Here is a 20,609-nt window from a genome sequence, read left to right on the forward strand (position 1 = left end):
GCAACCTTGTTACCATAACTGAGATCAATATGTTTGAAATAAGACTCAAATAACACAATTGGAGACAAACATAGGCGACACCGAAACCCGCTCTGTCCATTAAAAAGCCAGACATGCCATTTTAGAGGCCGTTAACGCTTAATTAACATCGATGCAAGGTTTGTAAATGATGCTTAGTATTAGTGTCTATAGATGAACTCACAACGATTATCCTTTCAAAATGATGGCACAAATTCCGAGAGATAGGACAAAATTTACTCCGACTCGGACAGCATCGGAGCAATTGCAATCCTGATGTAACTACTTTTGTATTTACAAATCTAGGTGTGGTTGCCAGAATTAGCCGAAAGCTTTTAGGGCATCAATCATTCCTCAATTCCTTTTGCACATCGGGACCCTAAAAGTTAACGACTTATGAGTTCACGAGAAAAAGAAAATGAGGGTTATATTTTAAGAACAATTCAAAGCAAACGCATAAACGAACAAGCAGCGTAAAGTGATCGACTTTACCCAGCTATTAGTATCGCCATCCTACTCATCCATTTTTATCTGTATTGCTACGACTCTTTTCAGTCATGGCATTGGCAGGGGGGCATTTTAACGAAACTTTAAAAATTTTTCGAGATTGCCTGTTTTTAAATTCATGTTCAGTGCGAAGGCTACAGTATTTGAACTAGGGAAGGGCTACAAAGGCGTTTGTGATATTATTGAAATACGGGTGACCTTCAACCAAAGTCATTAGACGTTCAATTTGAAGTCGATCTGTATTTTCCTAGGTAATATAGAAAACACGCTTTTGTATGAATTTGTCTAGTATAATCAATTGTGATAGAATGCAATTTAAGTTCTATTATGGTATAATCTTAATATATATCATTGCTTTTGTATTTTCAAATTTGACCAAGACGCTTCAATTATGTAAACAATTTATTACCAAACCATAGGTAAAAAGATATCTACAAAATTGAAACAAGTTATTATGGATTCCCGTAAAGCTAACTGGTTGTAGAAATAATGTCCTAATTTCCTTTTAATTAAGACGAAACTATTTTTTGACTTACTAATTATTCCAATAATCGTTTACGTATGCCTAACCAATATTTCAAAGCACGCCAACCGTTTGATTTGAATCCGCACAAATACGACATAGGGATATTAACCGGATTAAAACGCGGCTACGAAGACAACCTCTTTATCCGCAAACTTCTGGATTTGCCGGAACCAGAGTATTCGTCGTATTACAAGCATCATCTAGAATACTTCCTTTCCAAGGAGCCGGACGGTGAGCAAGAGTTTTTTACATTCGTCTGGCAGATCGTGCAGCGACGTATCCAATTTATCGAGCAGAAAGATCCTTTTCATTCCAGTCATGCACTGGATGTAGAGTTGGTCGCGATACTCACTAGGTTTCAGAAATACCTGAACTCCATTGACCGCTGGCATACGGAGAAAACCTTGCCGGAGATTATTGCGGAGCAATATGACCAGATACAACAGCAGTCACTGGAAATCAAAGCCTTGAAAAAAGAATTGACAGATGCACGAAAACTGGAGACTAAGGAATTCATTAACATTGCCGATGGGTACGTGTTAACCTTCCTAGACCTATGTCAGAAGATGCGCGAACTGATCTTACCCGATGAAGGTAAAGAACTGATCTTTTCCCAAACCGAGATTGTGTGGACCAAAATGATTGCTAAAAATTTCCGGGAAGGCGGAAAGGAAATTAATCACGAAACTATCCGCCGGTATTTTCCTGCAAACCGAAAAAAGCCGCTGACGAAGTATTCCCCTATACCAGCAGATTTGCAACTGTTTAATATCGTACCTGCGAAGAAGCGGAGGATTTGATATGGCCTTATGTGATGCTTTACTTTAACTTGAACTAAACAGCTATAGTTCTTTTTTCACAAGTTGTTAGGGGGATAATTTCTTACTGTAAACTTCATCAATTTAACCACGCAAACCTGCGTGGTCATCACCGCGCCTCTTTATTACTTTTATTTGCGACATGACGATCATAAACGACGAAGCCCTGAGCCGCTGCATCCGAGATGCAGTAAGGGCAGAACTACAGGAACATTATGAAAACAGCCAACAACTATAAAGAATTGGAAGCAAAGCTGGTTAAGCAAGGTATTGCAATAGCCTATAAATACCGTAACGGCAGCAGCAGACAAAAAGGCCGCGGCTGAAATGAATAACATAGACAATCAGCTTTAAACAAAATGTTATGCAACACCAAGAAATAGAAGAAAAGTAACGATGATGGAAGAGTTATTCCAAGGCCTAGTAGGCAGGATGGACATACTTGAGACTGGTATGGCAGAATTCCTGAAGACCTTTTTAGAACAATACCTAAATGTGTTGGAAAATATCGCTGCTCGTGTAGAAACTGCAAATCGACGTTACGATGAAAGTAAGATACAGGCCAACATAGATGAGGTGACAAAGATAGTTGCCAATATGCCCAAGGTTATTACTATCAGGAATACGCACCATTTCGGTGCCTGGTCAAAGAGCTTAATCATTGGTGTCGTGATCGCCTTTTTGATAACTACCGGTTCTGTAGGAATAGCGCTTTACTTCAATCATCAGAATAGCCGGTTAAACAGTGAGGCTTATAACTTTTGGTTGGTGCGAGCATTATATCCCCAAGTTTCGAAAACCATTGAAGCGAAGCTAACTAAAGACCCCAATGGGTTTATACAGCAAGCAGAAAAGGCTATGGCTAGACAACAGGCAATCCGAGCAGCCGAAGCGGAAGCACATCAAGCCGGCCTGCAACAAAGAGAGGCTAGGCAAAGGCTGGAAAAGGTAAAGTCAGGTAAGTAGAAGTTTGAATGTCATCCCTTGTATCTACGGCAGATTACTACATTGCACCACGCTTCGCGCCGGGTTTCATTGCGCGATCAGTCTCTCCCACCCTCACGCAGCGAGTATTCGTAACTCATTAACGTTTGCCAGCCCCTGCACATATATAACGAAAAGGTCACAGCACCGCCATCACAAAGGTTGCTACGCAGGAAAACCGTCAAGTATTTATGTAGTAGCTTTGTTTAAAACCAGACATTAAGCTTATGCAGACACCACAGTTGTTTATCGGAATAGACGTTCATAAAAAGAGCTGGGCGGTTAGTATCAAGACGGACCTCTTCGAGCTTAGAACGTTCAACATGTCATCGGAACCTGATACGCTAATTGGATAAGTGAATCAGCACTTTATAACTATCCTGTAGAATGTTATTATGATGCATGCTGCTGTGGTTTTATTTCTCATCGGCGATTAACATAGGCTGGCTGGAACGTTAAAGTGCTTAATTCTTTTGACCTACCAACCAGTGCTAAAACAAAGATCAAAAGAACGATCGGATGGATTGCAGAAATTTGGCCAAACAGTTACAATCCGGTCACCTGACCAGAATCTACATACTAATGAGCACGCAGGAGCAATTTAGAAGTCTTTCAGGCAGAAGAACGACATAGCCAAAGTCATGCGTAAACTTAAAAGCCAGATTAAGGTGAGCTATTATAATTACGGCATAAAGTTACCCTTGAAGTTTGACAACGCTACTCGGAGCAAGGGGATGACCACGTGGCTAGGTAATCTTGAATGGAAGTATTTTACCGGTAAAATCAAGCTTGCAAAGTAAACTTAGATACTTTACCTTTATGAGACAGGAATGGTTAGAGATCAATAGGGAGCTTCGGCAGTATGTAGCCAAGTCCTTTATAACCTATTTTCAATTACTAATAACCATACCTGAAATACGCCCAATCATTGCTAGTGGTATACTTGCTGAACTTGGTAATATAAGGAGGTTTCGGAAGTTTGATCAGTTAGCCAGTTTTGTGCGATTAATCCCGAGCAATTACAGCACGGAGAAATAGTACAGGTAAGAGGACTAAATTATAAAAGTAAAACTTTGATCAGAAATTTTGATTGAAAGCACCCTTGGTTTCTGTAAGAAGAAATCCAACAATGCAAATCTATTATCAAAACTTGCTAGGAAACAGCCAAATAAGATAATTGTTAAGGTAGCCCGTAGATATTAAGAAGAATATGGCATGTAATCAAATCAGGCGATGGTTGTAGAAACGGACATAGCGAGAGTTGTAAAGAACCGGATAGCAAAGCGCCTACGTGTTAATATGTGGAAAACTCTCCGAGTTTACACACATACTAACACGACAAACAATAATACAAGAGACCTTTTGTGCAAAAAAAGGGTGACTGCATTGTATATCCTGCAACTAATTAGTTTGCAACGTCAAGTAGTCAGCACCTTTGTGCAAACCCATAACTAATGCTGGCAACTTCTTTTAAATGATCGCAAATAGGAAGATAAGAAACATCGGGTGATCTTTATGGCAGCGCAGTTAATACCACTGAAATCTTATTTCCTTTGACGAGGCTTGTTGAAGAATAGAAGATAAATAATGCTTCACAACTGAAAAAATGAAAAAAGAATTTTCTTAAGAGAGTATATAAACAACGGCGATCGCCGTTGCAATTGACAGTTTACCTTCTTTCAAGTCCGGGTGTATAAGCGATGTAATGACCACCAATCTTTGTATCCTATCAAGAGCGGATTCATTAATAAATAAAAATGAACTAATTTCTTAGGTAACATTTGCGATATCAGTCAATTGGGAATGTCTATTTCCATAAATTGCGGTATGAGAAGCTTTTTGTTAATGATTATCGGGCTATTCCTTATCAGCAAAATTCTGCGTCACTTTTGAAACGTGCTGACGAGGTTTGAGAAAAGGCTCGCTCTATCAGCTATACAGCTAATACAAGTAAACGAAAACATTTTTAGCGATGAGGATACCGCTGTTATTCCAATCAGCGAATTTTTAACCAGAAACGCACAGCAAAAGATTGTGGCTCAAAAATCCGACCAATGTTGATTGTTTTAGCCACCCGGTTTTTGCTGTATTCATTCACTACACGCTTTACACACTCGATTTTGAAGATAGTGTTTACTCATTCCAAGTCCATCCAAAAACTGTAAGTACCCTAGTCGATTATCTGGAACAACTTAAGTCTGTGCTTTTCCAAAAATCATGAGGTTAATCAACGGCCTGATACTATAATCGGACATAAGCTTCGCTACAGTTTGTTTGTCAAAATTATGATACGGTTGAGAACAACAATGACGATTTTACTCATCTTAACTTCACTTTTATAAAAAACATTGTTGCCGGTTTCTACATAGAATTGGGTGCAGGTAGTGCCAGCAAGGGTGGTTACAGCCTTGGCAGGGTCAACGTTTTCAATGAAAGGCGTTTCGTAAATTTCAAAATTGGTCAGGCCCCTAACATTGATATATTTAAATTCAATAAGAGTGGTTTTGACGTGGAGAATAAGCATATGCTTGAAATGGAAGCGTCGCTCCTTCGATCCGGCCATCTATGTGATATGACCGGTAAAAAACTTGCACCTGAAGAATTCAAAATAATATTACTTATAGAATTCGGCTCCACCACTTATGGCGCTAATCCTCTGGCTATTTCCATGTTAAACAGACTGGCTGAAAAATACTAAACTTCTGAAATTACAATTATTAGCAATTATTCCGACGAAAAAGCAAAGCAGATCAGCGATTACATAGACGACAACAAAATTAAGTCTCCAATTATAAAGGAGACATTAAGCTCAAAAAAACTGTAGAACCCTTGGTACGGCTGATTTATACTTGATTGATAAAAACGGGATTATTATAACGACATTCGAAGGTTACAGCGATAAAATGGAAGAAGAACTGACATTGAGCATTGATAAACTTAAAGGCAACTGATAGGATTTCTCAAGCCAAATTACACGTATATAAAAACTAACTTTTGCTTTTTAAAAGTTCAACCTTTTCGCGTTCGCTGGCTAACAATTGCTCATACAGCCTTTTATTTTCTTCAAATAATTCGATGAGTTTATCTATAGGGTTGAATGTGCAGTTGTAGTTAACAGTAGGACCACCGTGGATAACTGCATTATCATAGTTATTTTGTATGTTATGAATAGCTGTCTCCTCGTCAAAGTTTTTGATGGCTTCAACGGGTACTTTAAGTATAGCGGCTACCTGAGCGAGAATATCTTCCTCTATAGTTTCTTTTGCTTCTAACAAGGACACTCTCTTTTGGCTCCAGTCATCACCCATCGCTATAGCAAGCGCCTCTTGCTTCAACCCCAGCATTTCGCGAAAACGTTTCACATTGCGGCCTTGGTGAATATTTTTTGGTGCATCGGTAGCTGTACTCATGACAAAACGGTTGGTTAAGCAAATGTATGAAAATTTAAAATTTCAAGTTACCTGATTTTATGCGGGTAAACAAGCATAAATTATTCCGCTGATGTACTTCGTTAGAAAGCTATAGAATAGGTTAGAAATCTGCTCATGTGGTCATTTGTCTTGTTAGCAACAATGCGGCATAAAGACCATGACCATGTATTTAGGCACCATCACACCATGGGAGCAGTATCCCAAACATTTGCGTTTTAGTGAGATTGTAAATCCATTGAAAGTCATCACCGACTTCTTTAGTTCTGGCTGGCCGAGAGATCACCGTCAGGATTTAAAGGAATGGCGGTATTACGTATTAAATGACAAGTTCTATAAAGACCGGCACGGCCCTGGTCATGTGTTATTCATCTACGATCAAACAGTGCAACTGATTGAAGCCATGCATCTATTATTGCTTAAAAATAGTGACAGGTGGCCTAAATTGGAGGATGTTACCGAAGAGCAGATTGAGCAGGAAAAAAAGGACTGGATCTATTTCCCAAAAAACCTTTCTGCAAAAGAACTGATTAATCCATACAAGGTAATCAAAAAGTGCTTCAAGAGGATCAGCCCACAGGATTATCGTGACTATTTGAAGGAATGGCTGCACGCTGCATTGTATAACAGTGCAGCTGACGAAACTATGATGGCTGGCAAGATCATAGACGTTTATGATAATATCCGTAAGCTTTATTCGGCAGCTTGGCTTATTCACCAGCGAGAAACGGATGATACTATAACACACAATTCTTCAGGGAAAAGCAGAGTTGATAAAGGTTTGACTACTACAACTAATGCCGGAGGGCTTTCACCCTTAAAAGGCATTAACCCTGAATTGACGAAAGCTGAAAAGTTAGGTATTGAGGAAGTAAAGAATCTCATTATAGAACGTGTGCCTTCGGTATCCATGATGTACCTGATTGGTACACATCCTGATCCCTTTACTTATTATCTACTGGTACTAATTGATGACAAGGAGAAAACGCCGGAACACGAGATTGCTAATAAAATAGAAGATAATTGTCGATGCTTAGCATCAGTTTTTGCTATAGTCCATAAGCTTGCCAGTGCTAAAGAGGCATTAACTAAGGGTAGACGCTTCTGGCATAATACGCTTCACAAAAGCATTAATATTTATAGAGCAGCCGATGTGGAACTTACAGACGTACATGCCATAAACAACACCGTATGGATAGAGCGAGCACAGCTTAATTGGAACAGATGGGGTAATCAGGGTAAAGCTTTTATAAAAGGCGCGGTAACATATATTGAGGATGCAAATTACAATTTAGCTCTCTTTTGTTTACATCAGGCAGCTGAAAGCAGCCTCATTGGAATTATAATGGCGGTACTTGGCTACCGTACTAACGGACATAGCCTTGCAAGAAAAATAAAGATGACCTTACTCTTTACAGATGAAATCAAAGATGTGCTTGAACTTGATACCGTCGAAGGTGTAAGATTATTTACAATACTTCAGTCAGTTTACGCAGAAGCACGATACAAAAGCGAGTTTAAAGCGGATGAAGAATCTGTGATTCTATTGAAAGATAAGGTTAGTTTTTTATTAAAAAAGATTGAGGAGGTATACCAACGATTTAAAATAGATTAAAGCGCTTCATGAGTACTGCAAATAGCAGCGGCAGTTATAAAGGTTCCTCACGCCGCCTGGCCCATCCTCAATTTTTTTAAATCTATATTGTGATATAAAATTTTTTATATGGTGAAAATTTTTAGGTTCCCTCTTTATGTTGCCAGCGATGTTATAATCAAACATAAAATCGGAGAGTTTAGGTGTTTGTATGAATGGAATGCAATTCAAATAGACTATCAATTAATACAAACAAGCTCTCCTTGATGACATGGACAATATCCTGCTGAAGCCAGACCGCGACACTTAACCCTGCAATTGCGATTGTTTCCATTTACCTTTTAGGTATTTGTGTAAAAATAATTATTATCATTCTCGCTTACGGCTTTCAGCGGTAATATCCGGTTCAGGTGCACGTGTATTAGACTTCTGAATAATGATACATAACATAGCTCCGAAATGGCGTATTGACGGATGATTGCAATAAAGCTATAAAGGGCGCTAAATCGTAGCAAGTGAGCAAATTTATAGCTTTGACGAATTTCTAGGGTGGCACTTCAAAGGCATCAAGTCTGCTATTTTCGGAGAGGTTAATATCACTGACTGTGTACGCGGACATTCGTCTGTCTAGGCCATCGACAATGATGACAAGGGCAAAAGAAATATAGCATTTGGATTTTGGCTAACCTATTAAGTATGACCGACAGTCATTCATTAGGTAGCTCTTTTTTGGCAACAGTTATTCTGAATCTGAAATACCAAAAGGCATTAAACTTAATAAGCCTACATCTGACTTTAACATTAATAAATTTCATTACAATCATTAGACTTAAAATACTTATTTGTGGCAAATGCATCACCTCTGCAACAATAAGCGAGATAAAAGCGCTTACGGCAGCAACCACATAACAGACCTTTATTATTCTACCGACACAGGTAAAACAGGCTTTTGGCAACGCTCCTCATCTCCTGAGCCAAACACAACCGCAAATGAGGTAACTATATTAAAAAACTCGGACAATTACGTTTGGCGACGGATTGTTGAAAACAAAACCTATTACGTAGGTTGTTTGATGCCCCGGTAATCCCGAATCCATCAGATCCTTTTTCGGTAATACCTCTCCTGATGAAGCCAGCGTGGCAATAAACAGAGCTCTTAACGCAGTAGTAGCTGGAGGAACTTTAATCTTTTCAGATGGTAAGATGTATTCTGTATCGAACCTAATTATCAGAAGATCTATAACAATAAAAGGTAAAGCTACGTTAAGGAAAACGATGTTCAGTGGCGCATCAAATTCCCCAATCTTGCCAAATACTAAGAGTAACGGCTGGTACCGTGGGCGTCAGAATTTAAGATCTAACCCTTGATGGTAATTAAGTCAGTTATGATCCGGCTATCCATCAAACCCGTATACGATTCCTCAAAGCTACATCAGGAATTATTCAGCCGGATATTACAAACAACTGTATGGCATTTACGTGCCCTGTGACACCCCTCCAGATCCAACTCCAGCTATAGTAAGTACCGGTATTGTTATTGACAAGGTTGTTGTTAAAAAACACTTATAATGAGGCCTTGTATTTTGAGTGTGTAGCTGTTTGTACAATCACCAACTCAACGTTCTAAAACTGCCAATCCAGGATACGCAAGATCAAATGGTTTCTCTGTACTTTGCCGGCCTTGTAGTGCAGGCAATAGATAACAACATTGACAATTTGACCATTGAAGGGAATACTAAGCACACACCATTTTGCCTGGCTTGGATAAAAATGGAACCCCGGTGCAGGTTGATATATCAAATCAACTCGCCGATCTATTTACATTAAATCAGGCATACCATCTATTCCTGGTAGCTACGCTAAGATCAATAACCTCAATATCCTTTATAACCAAATTAATGGGATTATACAAACCGGGATCACGTTTGACACTACCACTGCGGTAGAGAACCTGAACATTGCAGGCAATAGTTTCCAGTACTATAATGAAATTCCTGATCCCAACGCGGACAGTACTTTTCCTTACTATGCCATTCAATTTAAGTCCATCAGATCTACCTCCGGAGATCCTTTAATGCAAAAACTCTTCATTCTTGATAACACCTTCGACGGTGGAGAAGTTGTTGCTTCACAGCCGTACGATCCGGATACAAATAAAGGCGGCCAGATCATGAGTGATGTAATAGTGGCGAACAAAAAAGGGAATGCATTTTTAATGGACAGCACTAATACTAAAGATATATTTTTCTGCGGAAACACGGTTAAAGATGTATCAATAGTTGTTTGGTCAAAAAGGGCCGTTGACCGTTTGATTATAACATATAACAGTTTTATTGACGCTACAGTTTACGACATCAATGTTGCCAATAGCACAAACACTTATGTAACCAACAATCAGTCGGTATAGCACATTGGTTGTATAGTAAGGCTATCTCTTTCAGTGAGAGCCTTACCTTGTTCAATGATACCATACAATGGAATATCTTTACCGCGGAGATCGCCTTACATCACCACATCTTAAAACAAATTATGCAGCGCGGTGCGCAAGCCTAACGGTAAGTGCATCCGCGGCCGCAATGGTGTTGCGGCAATTACTCATATCGGTTAGATTTAAAGGACGATACTATCCACCTTTATGATAAAGCAGCAGGTAATTATATGGTAAGAAGACCTTGAATTGCATTCGCTCCTCTGCCGAGAGCCTGTTAAAGCTTTTATAGGCGGTATTTAAATAAGACAGTATGTTGAACGCGTTGTCTCTACAAACCGCCAAACTTGGCTTATTTTTGTCTATAAAACTATTAATTTCTTTATCGACAACATGTATCTATTTTTGCACCGTGTCCTTGCAAAATATTTTATCTATATCTGTCTCTAAGTCGTCAATAATTTTTTTAATCTTTTTCTTTTTTTTCTTATCTTTTTTCCAATATCATACGCGGAACATCAATTCACCTTTTATATTTGCCGTCATCATCCATTTGTTTTTTTACCGTTTGGTTATGAAAATCAGGATCTTGATCTTTCAGTGGTTTAAGTTTGATGCGTAGTTTGCAGTACCCTTTACCTCTGAAAGCAGACGTTCAATTTGCTGCAAGTAAATTTGCTTGAATTTAAAAAGCAGTACAGTGTCGGGCTTATAGCCGCTGCGGAAATAATAAATAAATCATTAATAGATGCCATCAATTGAAAACTGCCTACACGGTCAGTGTCCGTATATTCAACTTTGTGTTCTATTGTGATTTTGGCAGATGCGATTGTATTTTTTGTACCTAATTCATATACTTTGCCTCTTATGATTTGCCCCTGCACTAATTGAGCGCAAAGATTAAGTATCATAGTGAAAAATAATAGTTTAAGCTTTCCATAAAGAACCATTTTATTATAGCCCAATAGCATTTATGATTGTTTAAAGTGACTATGATTCAATCTAAGGGAGGTTTTAAAAGCCTTGGAAGTTTGAAACGCCAATTACAATCTATAGTATATTGATATGAGTTTATTAAAGCATCTTGAAGATGGTACCAGGTGTATTGTACTTGGAAAGATTGTTGAGGAAAATCTCTAAAAGTTGAGATGTGTGCGAATTAAATTAGCGATTTCTTTTAGGTTGAAATCATAAGGCGCCACCATGGCTCTTTGCCAAACTATAGTGCAAATCCTATCAAAGAATGAAATGTCAGCTCCGAATAATGACTATAGCTTCTTCGAGAGAGTACAAATGATTTCCCACTGCTTGAAATATTTTGTACCGTCTATTCTATGCCTCGCGAATCTGTTACAGTAAATTCTTAACCCATGAAGTAAAACTACAAAATGAAATTGGCACAAGCAAAAGCCATATAGTAAGACTGCAAAAAGCGTGTTATGTGGAAGTGAATGGGTATATATCCGTCAAGGTGTCCGACGGTAGAGTTGCATAACAATCCCTTCGTATCAATACAATTGTGCAAATTAATTCGAAGTAAAATAGAAAGCCCCCAACACTTGCTGCCGGGGCTTTCAAACCTAAACCTTATCACGTAAGAATGGATATCTTACGGTGCTAAGGTAGGTAATTTCAAAACACTCTTCTTAAAAAAGGGTCACTAAGCAATCGCTGCCGTAATCCGCACACTAAATTTTTTATTACTCTCACAATTATACATATTCAAAATTAACCTTACATGAATTCCGAGGCAAAATTGAGTCTTGATCTGGAAGGAAGAATATTTTAATTATGTAATTTTGTTTTGAATGAGTGGCATTAGAGTCTTAGGAATCATAATCTTTATAGTAGGCGTTTGCCTGCACGCTGTTGCTTTTTTTCCTGGTCGCTTGATTCGAATGGGCATTAGTTCAAAAATTCAAGACTTTAGTTTTTATGCTTACATCACTTGGCTGCCAATGCTAATTGTCGGTATAATACTTCTCGTAAATCAACGATTTGGAAAGCCTAAAGGTTGATAATAATAAAGCCCCGGACACTCGCTGCCAGGGCTTTCCCATTATTGAAATTAGCCAGGTTGTTCCCCAACAACCTTATTATGAGGTAAAGGTAAATATTTTGAGTTATTTTCCTCCTTCATACTTATACATCTGGGTATCTAAAGTAAAATAAAAGCCCGGAACACTCGCTGTGCCGGGCTTTTTGCTTAAATCTTAGAAAGGTTAATTGACATCTAACCCGACTTTGAGTTACTAAGATACACATTTCTTATTTTATAACTAAATATCCCTATATTCAATTAACCAGCTGTATACCTGGTTAAAACTTTCTTGTGCATCAGGCTCGTTAACTCACTGGCTATTGCGTTGTGACGTGTCGTACTACTTTTCGCTTAAGTGCAAAATATTCCGCTTCAGCATTTTGAAAGTGCATCATTTAAATTAAATCCCGTTCGTCAGTAGTAATTACCGGCATTGGTTCGGTTCTCCATGCGCTAATGGTCGGGGGTAAAAGGCTCGGCAAGCTCAGCAGCATAAGCTTCTAAGATATCTTTCTGAAAGGATGTAACGTGCACACACAGGTTTATCTTTTAACAATAGCTACCGTAAATTGATCGAGCTTTTTTATAGTGATGACCTAATCTAAAGGCTCGAGATCTTTCCAAGGTTGTCTATCTCCAGAAAGATTAGAATCAAACAGCATCTTATAAGTCAAATTTTTAGTTGTATCGTTTAAGGCTATCCTTTTGACTGCATATGTCCCGGCCGCTAGCTTTGAAGTGCCCTTTACAATTTGTATGGAAATATCATAAGTTCCTGCTTGTAATTCTACGGTTCTAGAACTTACATTATAACCATTGCTGGGGTTGTAACCATCAGTAAAATACGATGATAAATCAAGTTTAGTGTTGTTAAAAGCTGCTTGAGTTTCTGGGAGAAAAGCAATATTGGCGTTGATTTTCACACTGTCAAGATAGGCTTCAACAGTCACTTTATATTTTGGTGCTTCGTGGTTTTTTCCGCAAGAGGAAATAATGCAAGTAATAACACATAATAGTTTTAATTTTATTTTCATCTGTATAATTAATTATTATATAAACTTGTCATCGATCTTCCTACCAATCTCATCGATCTTCCTACCAATCTCCTGAATCAAGGCAGTATCAAGCTCGTAGTTTACCATTGACCAAGTTTCAGTTTCATCATCCCGTTGGATGTCAACAATATACTCACCTTTATCTTAATTCCAAAATGGCTTTCGTTCGGAACCACTTCAACTACGGTGGTTTCTTCGTTTTGTGCCCATAGAAAAATAAAGCCTTCGGAACCGGTTAAATTATTGTTTTCTTCACTTGTATACAGGTTGTATTTCGCGGGCAATTTCTTTTTGGTCATAGCTGTTCAGTGTGCCGTCATATTACCTGTCACTGTAATCATTGTTAAACTAATGTCTCCCGCAGGTTCATCATCAATATCTAAATCTAAAGTATCCAGTAATGGATGCCGTAATAACTCCCAGATTTCTACCTCTAGGTTACTTGCGCTTGACACTACTTGCCACATTCATTACCTAAACCGATAAAGTAGTGAATCCATAAAATGAAATACAGGCAACCAACTTTAAAGTTTTAAAAATCAATTGCTACCCTTCATTACGTGACTCTTATCGACATCTAGATCACGCTTGCAAGCCTCGAAAGCTGCTTGTATTTTGTGGCCTTACAGCACCCTAACCTCTTCATCCTAAAAGCTGGCTTTAATCATTCTGATTACAGTAGTATGCTTCCAAGAATCAAGACTGTATAAATTGTCGCGTAACCCCTCCTAAAAACCGAACTGTTTAAAGGACAAAAAGTCTTAACTTTAAACAGTCAAACGATTAAGAACTCTATTATTACCGAAGCACAGATTGTCAAGGCCATCAAAGAGTATGAAGGTGGCCGTGAGCTAAACGACGTATGCCGCGAATTAGGCGTACACAAATCTGCATTTTACAACTGGCGTAAAAAGTATGCCGGTATGGACAGCCAAGAATTGAAGCGACTAAAAGAGCTGGAGGAAGAGAACCGGAAGCTGAAGCATATGTACGCTGAGCTGGCTTTAGATCATAGCATTTTTAAAAGACGTACTTTCAAAAAAGTTCTAAGCCTTGCCAGCGCAAGGACATGTGCTTACTTAATAGGGTTCCGTCAGTAAGGATTAGTAGGGCTTGCCGGGTAGTAAAGCTGCCCAAATCCATGTATTATCATGAACGTCGAGATGACTCAGAGACGATTGATAAGTGCTGGAATTGTCTGAAAAGCAACCCACAGAGGGCCAGGATCTGTATTACAGCCGAATCCGCCAGCAAGGGTTGCTATGGTACTATAAGCGTGTAAGACGAGTTTACCTGCTGCCAGGCATGAATCGCCGCCAAAAGATGCGCAGACGCGTGCCCGCACGCGTTAAAGTGCCATTGGTTGTGCCTGAACAGAATTGAGATATCTGGGTCGATGGATTTTATGTGCGATGTGCTGATGAACAAGAGAATGTTCCGAACGCTGAATATTATCGATGACTATAATCGAGAAGCTATTGCCGTGGAAGCTGCCTATACTATACCAGACGTGCGGGTAATTCAGATATTGGAGCGAACCATTCATGAGCAAGGTAAACCAAACTGTATCAGAGTGGATAACCGGCCGGACTTTAACAGCAAGGAATTTAAGGATTGGTGTGAAAGTAGAGGTATAACTGTGCAATTCACGAAACCGGAAAGCCCATGCAAAACGGCTATATCGAACGGTTCAATAGAACGTTCAGGTAAAACATACTGGATGCTTACTTATTTGAAGACATCAACCAGGTGCAGGTACTAGCTGATGAATGGATGGAAGATTACAATTACACTAGACCGCATGAAGCATCGGGAGGTATGACGGCAGACCTATATAAGCGGCTAAACTGTGTAGATATTCTTGAATTAATACGTCTATAAAATACCCGTCCGAACTAAGGGGGGTACACCTTTTACCGCCGAAGATTGCCGCAAGGCAGGTACCGTGCATTTAGGCGATACAATAGAAGAAATCGAAATCTTCGAAAAAGCATCAGCGGCAGGCATCCATTGTGAAAAACCTTACGTATTGTCGGCTCAGCAAAGTTGTACGACCCTACACGTGCGCCGGAAGGCAAACACACCGTTTGGCGTATTGCCATGTGCCTAATGAATCCATAAAAGATATGACGTCCATTATTGTTAAGCAGGTAGAGCGCTTTGGCCCGGTTTTAAGGATAGGATACTGGCATGTCATACCCTTAATACCGGCCAGATGCATGAGCATAACCCCAACTATATTGGCGGCGATATAACGGTGGCATCATTGATCTTGGCGAGTTATATATCCGCCCGGCCCGACGCTGGTCGACTTATAAAACATCAACCAAAGGCCTTTATATTTGTTCATCATCAAACCCGCCGGGTGGAGGCGTACATGCCATGTGCGGTTATAATGCCGCCAAGCGCGCTTTAAAGGATATTTTAATTAAGATAGCGAAGTTTTAAAAGGCCTCATTCCAATGCATTTCTTGGCCTTTACTAAGGGAGTTCATTCATTGACTTAATTACTACCTAATGAAGATTACTTATTTAGAGATTGAAACTCATTACCAATGAAGATTAACAATTTTTTCATAATCATCATATACAAACTCTTTTAGTGTTAATATGCATTCTCTTCGCCGTTGACAGCATTCCAGAATGTAAGAAAAACAATTTTCAAATCCAGCAAAAACGACCAATTTTCTAAATACCATACATCAGCTTCTATTCTACCTAACATATCATCAGTGGTTTTTGTTTCACCGCGAAATCCATTTACTTGTGCCCATCCGGTTATTCCTGGTTTAAGAAAATGACGAACCATAAACTTATCGATTAACTCTGAATATTTTTCAGTGTGTTTGATCATATGCGGTCTGGGCCCTACTACTGACATATTGCCTAATAAAACATTAAAAAATTGGGGCAATTCATCTATGCTAGTCTTACGCATAAATCGCCCGATAGGAGTAATTCTGTCATCATTTTTAGTTGCCTGCTTACTATTTGATAATTCATTTACTTTCATGCTTCTAAATTTAAAGCAATTAAAGGATTGGTTATCTCGCCCTGAGCGCTCTTGAACAAAAAAGACAGGGCCCTTTGACTGCATTTTAATCAAAATTGCTAAAACTGGGAAAAGCCAACTAAATAAGAAAACTATAACAAAAAAAGAAAAAACGATATCAAAAGTCCGTTTAAGACATCTATTTAGAATGTTTTCTAATGGCTCAGGCCTGATAGATATTATAGGCATATGTCCAAAACTGCTGATAAAAGTAGGTTTGATTCCTACATCGTAATAGTCCGGAATGAACTTAAATCGAATTAAATGCTTATCTGCTTCCATCATCAACTGCTGAATTATGACTTGCTCAGTACTTGGAAGAGTACAAAACACCTCACTAACTTGATTTGTGATTGCGTAAGCGAGACAATCTGAAGTTTGACCCAGATGTTTAATATTTATATCTTGATAATTAGCATATTTTGCATCGTCAAAGAAGCCTAAGATTTTATACCCTCTATCTGGATTGTTATCGAGAAATTTTTTTAGATCTCTTCCTCTCTTACCACCGCCTATAATGACAGCCTTTCGTGATTCAATAAGCGAAGCTCGATCGCTATATCTAATACTTAAAAAGATTATTTTCCATATGCCTAATAATCCTCCAAAAATTGCTAATGAAAAAAACAAATATTCTCTTGTTGTATAATAAGATTTGGTGCCTACTACAAAAATAATTGTAAAGCAAATAATACTAACAAAAAACATATAAGTTTGAATAACCCCCTTGAAAGTTCTTACAGAATCCTTATTAAGGACCTGTTCATAAAGACCTGTTAAATTTGTAGATAATAGCCATATTAAGTTAAATATAAGTACGACAGGTAGATAGCTTTTATTTCTCAACCAAAATTGATATGACGGATCGACCAAATAGTAGGATGCTATCATACTTACGTTTAAAATAATATAATCAAAAGAAAGATTAATTGTCTTTATGAAAAGACTGTATTTATGCTCCATTCTACGCTAAATTATTACAAGCAAATATCATGAATAATGCACCAACTTGGGCAAATATTTGCTAAATTTCAAAATTTGATAGTATTGTTTGCCATAATATACAAATATTGAAGACATACAATTGTCTATATGCGCACCCTTTTAAAATTGAATTGCTTATTTTAACCTTAAATGTTTAACAATAAAAATTATATTTTACTGAAGAAGAGTTGTTAAGCAATCCGATATTTAAAATATGTTACAAAATAGTTAAATAGAATTACACTGCAGCTAAGGTTTTGGGTAACGTGGTAGGTGTTGCAGCGATTTCTACCCGCTGAAATCAAACAATCGATTTAAATCGAAAATAGATCGTAAATATTTACGAACTTTTAACAATCTTTATCAATAATGCACTTCCATCTTTAGTATAAGATGATATTCTGGCTAAACCATGTTTATCTGTAATTATCACATCATGTCGTATCGATTGAAGCCCGACACCGGTTAAAGTGCTTTGAAGTACTTTATATTTTGTATTCGATTTAAGCTTTAAAATACACAATACGGAATTCGATGCCATTTTAGAATACGCAAGTAGAATATTTACGTTACCAACAATGGATGTGCCGGCTAAAACTTGCAAATTCTGGTCATTTTTAAAGTTAACCAATAACGGTTTTGACATTTCCTTTTTGAATGAATAATACATATCGAAGGCGCGAGCCATTGGGGTCCAATAGAAATCTACGTTATTTTTTGAGTAAGCACTGGTTCCAAAATTCTTTATTTTAAATAGTCCCCACGTTTCAATTAAAGGATAAAAATAAGTCCTACTGACCATCAATTTCTCCGCATTTATAAGCGTACATAAAACATCGTTAGCTGCATTGATCGAATTGTTATAATTCGACGGCAAGGACACATTCCATTCAGAGCAAATGCTTTCCGTGTCACTAAAACCGTTTCTATCTAAACTCGCTCTGACCATGTTGGCAAATTTGATGAAAATATAACTACCTTTCCGTTGTTCATAAACATGCCATGAAAAAAAATCCAACGGCACACGATCGTTAGTTCTGTTATCACCATCGGGATTTGACAAATAAGAGATAAATTTCTCTCCATAATTATCATGTAAAGAAAAATTCGCGACTCCGCATCCCCCAACTTTTAATAGAGGATGTTTTTCCTTAATATATCTTAATGTTGATACAAACAGCTGTTTAAATTGATCGTCTGTCCCAGTGAAAAATTTCAGATCGGGTTCATTCCAAATTTCTACATATTTGATTGGATATTCAAAGCCATTTGCCCAATTGGCGACATAATGGGCGATGATTCGTTCCGCGATCCTTGCAAATTTTTGAGGGTTTGGAGGATTTGTTCCAATAATTCTATTTGCTTTAGCGACTCCGTAACTTACGCCAATACGAAAAAAAGGATAAAAACCCAGTTTAATTATCCCACTCATAACAGAGTCCGCTGCTTTGAAGTCGTAACTTTCAGCAATATTCTCATCGGCATTCCAATCTTTAAAAATCAAGTCCCAATCAAAAACCTTTATGTCATGAGTTCTGATATCTTTAATGCCAATATCTTTAATTTGCGAAAAGGCCGTACTATTCCAATTATTAACTCGGTTACCATAGTGCGATAAGTTCCCCCCAACGATTTGAGAAAAGGAATATTTATCATTAACATTTATATCTAAACTAATTAATGATGTTTTTACCTGTGTTTGCCCAAATTGCGGCAATAGAATGCAAAACAAAATTAAGACTACTGAAGTCCATTGAGATCTATGATTCTCGCAAGCGTTTTTCATGAAACTTTTCGTTAATGAATGCAATTATACATATGAGTAAAATTAAAAAAGCGAGGCCAAACAATATGTACATCGACAAATTTGAAGGTGCTTGTTGAACACCTCGAAAAAGATCGACAACACTAGGTAATCTAAATATTCGCTGATTATTAATTTGATATATAATCCAAAATATCCCCATAACTCCTCCGAAGCAAAAGAGGATACCATAAATCTGAGATAAATGTAAACGTAGTTTAAATCTTTTGGTGTTAAAGAGCTTATTTATTGACGACCAATTGACGAAAACTATATAGGCTAACAAATTAGAATAAAATGGTATGTTAAACATTAGTAACACAAGTATGTGAAATAAGACTCCACCTGCCAGAAATGTTTGAAAATATCGCTTTCTAAATAAGCTCGGTAGAAACCCGAATTCTAAGATAAGCGCACTATAGTCAAAAAACTTCCAAAGCAGATGATTTTTTACATGCAGAAAAAACGGAGCCAACAGATCTCCTCTATCTAACGAGAAATAATTTTTAATTAAATGGTATCGAACGGCCTCCGTGTGCCAAGACAACCATCCCCCCCACGCTTTTTGAACAGCTGATGTAAACATGGAAAAAGCTATGCAAATAGCAAACAATAATATATAAAGGGAATTGTCTACTTGTTTGCTTAGCTCTTGTTTCTTATGTATAGATATGTGCTCGCCCCACCCAGCTAAAGACATAAATATCGGTGCTAATAGCCATAATAGCAAATGATCCACTTTGCCAAATGAATACCAAAAATTATGACCTATAATTGCTGTTATAGAGAATAATATTGAAGAAATTTTAGTAGAAAATCCTAAAAACATTCCGGTAAAAAAGAATAAATTCAAGATAGTTAGCATTACAAAAAATGAATGCTTAGGGAAGTGTCCGATCAAACCAGCAACACTTGCATGTGGAGGATCGAAAAACAAGTCAAAATCGCTGCTAAGCCAAGAGAAACTAGGCAATCCAATAATGAAAGCTATTACAAAACAATATGCTACTCTATAAACAGATAAATGTACAGTTGAAATATTATATTGATCCATTATCTACTCTTTGCATAAATTAATTGTAAAGGTCTTTCTGTCAGTTAGAGAAGGATTTAGTCTCCCTGTGTTAACATTATACGACACCGTACCAATTACAAATTTCATCGAACTAAACTGTGATTGATAGTGATTTTCGTTCGACTGTTGTAAATATCTTTTCAAGTTTTCCTTGTAAATGCCACTTCCTTGGTAAGATCTTTCTACTATTGTATTTATAACATAATTGATATGTTTATAATAAAGGTTGTCAAAAACAATTTCCTTCTTTAACTCTACCGCTACGTTTTGTTCCGTTATCCCATACACTTCCGCA

General features: G+C 37.7%; 17 protein-coding genes. 11 read left to right on the forward strand and 6 right to left on the reverse strand.

What is annotated here, in order from left to right:
- Positions 1-522 precede the first annotated feature (522 nt).
- The 5 genes from AC3WJC_RS13835 to AC3WJC_RS13855 all read left to right on the forward strand — a co-directional run bounded on the left by AC3WJC_RS13835 (position 523) and on the right by AC3WJC_RS13855 (position 5,551).
- The gene (locus AC3WJC_RS13835) at positions 523-612 is read left to right on the forward strand and encodes a YWFCY domain-containing protein (RefSeq protein ID WP_492399921.1); all 90 of its coding nucleotides are present in this window, start codon (positions 523-525) and stop codon (positions 610-612) included.
- A gap of 474 nt (positions 613-1,086) precedes the next feature.
- Positions 1,087-1,851: a hypothetical protein gene (locus AC3WJC_RS13840; RefSeq protein WP_492399701.1), complete on the forward strand. Its 765-nt coding sequence runs from the start codon at positions 1,087-1,089 to the stop codon at positions 1,849-1,851.
- A gap of 414 nt (positions 1,852-2,265) precedes the next feature.
- A complete protein-coding gene (locus AC3WJC_RS13845) occupies positions 2,266-2,835 on the forward strand; it encodes a hypothetical protein (protein WP_492399702.1) in 570 nt (189 codons plus the stop codon).
- Between the two features lie 837 nt (positions 2,836-3,672).
- Positions 3,673-3,891 (forward strand): transposase, encoded by a 219-nt coding sequence (locus AC3WJC_RS13850; protein WP_492399703.1) that lies wholly within the window; start codon positions 3,673-3,675, stop codon positions 3,889-3,891.
- Between the two features lie 1,333 nt (positions 3,892-5,224).
- On the forward strand, positions 5,225-5,551 hold the full coding sequence (locus tag AC3WJC_RS13855) for a hypothetical protein (RefSeq protein ID WP_492399704.1): 327 nt from the start codon (positions 5,225-5,227) through the stop codon (positions 5,549-5,551).
- 289 nt (positions 5,552-5,840) lie between these two features.
- Here AC3WJC_RS13855 and AC3WJC_RS13860 read toward each other — a convergent pair whose 3' ends face one another.
- Complete coding sequence (locus tag AC3WJC_RS13860) at positions 5,841-6,263, reverse strand: helix-turn-helix transcriptional regulator (RefSeq protein WP_492399705.1); 423 nt, start codon at positions 6,261-6,263, stop codon at positions 5,841-5,843.
- Between the two features lie 184 nt (positions 6,264-6,447).
- Between AC3WJC_RS13860 and AC3WJC_RS13865 the strand changes: the two genes are divergently transcribed.
- Both AC3WJC_RS13865 and AC3WJC_RS13870 read left to right on the forward strand, forming a co-directional pair.
- Positions 6,448-7,896: a HEPN domain-containing protein gene (locus tag AC3WJC_RS13865; protein WP_492399706.1), complete on the forward strand. Its 1,449-nt coding sequence runs from the start codon at positions 6,448-6,450 to the stop codon at positions 7,894-7,896.
- 2,053 nt (positions 7,897-9,949) lie between these two features.
- Entirely contained in the window at positions 9,950-10,282 is a 333-nt protein-coding gene (locus AC3WJC_RS13870; RefSeq protein WP_492399707.1) for a hypothetical protein, read from the forward strand.
- 2,658 nt (positions 10,283-12,940) lie between these two features.
- Here the strand turns inward: AC3WJC_RS13870 and AC3WJC_RS13875 are convergent.
- Both AC3WJC_RS13875 and AC3WJC_RS13880 read right to left on the reverse strand, forming a co-directional pair.
- The gene (locus AC3WJC_RS13875) at positions 12,941-13,378 is read right to left on the reverse strand and encodes a hypothetical protein (protein ID WP_492399708.1); all 438 of its coding nucleotides are present in this window, start codon (positions 13,376-13,378) and stop codon (positions 12,941-12,943) included.
- 101 nt (positions 13,379-13,479) lie between these two features.
- Entirely contained in the window at positions 13,480-13,698 is a 219-nt protein-coding gene (locus tag AC3WJC_RS13880; protein WP_492399709.1) for a hypothetical protein, read from the reverse strand.
- A 498-nt stretch (positions 13,699-14,196) separates the two neighbouring features.
- Between AC3WJC_RS13880 and AC3WJC_RS13885 the strand changes: the two genes are divergently transcribed.
- The 4 genes from AC3WJC_RS13885 to AC3WJC_RS13900 all read left to right on the forward strand — a co-directional run bounded on the left by AC3WJC_RS13885 (position 14,197) and on the right by AC3WJC_RS13900 (position 15,280).
- On the forward strand, positions 14,197-14,499 hold the full coding sequence (locus tag AC3WJC_RS13885) for a transposase (protein ID WP_492399922.1): 303 nt from the start codon (positions 14,197-14,199) through the stop codon (positions 14,497-14,499).
- 85 nt (positions 14,500-14,584) lie between these two features.
- Complete coding sequence (locus AC3WJC_RS13890) at positions 14,585-14,782, forward strand: hypothetical protein (protein ID WP_492399710.1); 198 nt, start codon at positions 14,585-14,587, stop codon at positions 14,780-14,782.
- Positions 14,783-14,795: 13 nt separating this feature from the next.
- Positions 14,796-15,161: a DDE-type integrase/transposase/recombinase gene (locus AC3WJC_RS13895; RefSeq protein WP_492399711.1), complete on the forward strand. Its 366-nt coding sequence runs from the start codon at positions 14,796-14,798 to the stop codon at positions 15,159-15,161.
- Positions 15,149-15,280, forward strand: coding sequence for an integrase core domain-containing protein (locus AC3WJC_RS13900; RefSeq protein WP_492399712.1), 132 nt, complete (start codon positions 15,149-15,151; stop codon positions 15,278-15,280). The genes AC3WJC_RS13895 and AC3WJC_RS13900 overlap by 13 nt, the downstream gene beginning before the upstream one ends.
- A 724-nt stretch (positions 15,281-16,004) precedes the next feature.
- On the opposite strand, the gene AC3WJC_RS13905 is transcribed toward AC3WJC_RS13900, so the two are convergent.
- From AC3WJC_RS13905 to AC3WJC_RS13915, 3 genes are all read right to left on the reverse strand, one after another.
- The gene (locus tag AC3WJC_RS13905) at positions 16,005-17,414 is read right to left on the reverse strand and encodes an undecaprenyl-phosphate glucose phosphotransferase (RefSeq protein WP_492399713.1); all 1,410 of its coding nucleotides are present in this window, start codon (positions 17,412-17,414) and stop codon (positions 16,005-16,007) included.
- Between the two features lie 361 nt (positions 17,415-17,775).
- The gene (locus AC3WJC_RS13910; protein ID WP_492399714.1) at positions 17,776-19,221 is read right to left on the reverse strand and encodes a GH39 family glycosyl hydrolase; all 1,446 of its coding nucleotides are present in this window, start codon (positions 19,219-19,221) and stop codon (positions 17,776-17,778) included.
- Positions 19,196-20,293, reverse strand: coding sequence for an HTTM domain-containing protein (locus tag AC3WJC_RS13915; RefSeq protein WP_492399715.1), 1,098 nt, complete (start codon positions 20,291-20,293; stop codon positions 19,196-19,198). The genes AC3WJC_RS13910 and AC3WJC_RS13915 overlap by 26 nt, the downstream gene beginning before the upstream one ends.
- Positions 20,294-20,609 lie beyond the last annotated feature (316 nt).

Source organism: Mucilaginibacter sp. FW306-07-L (assembly GCF_058782065.1).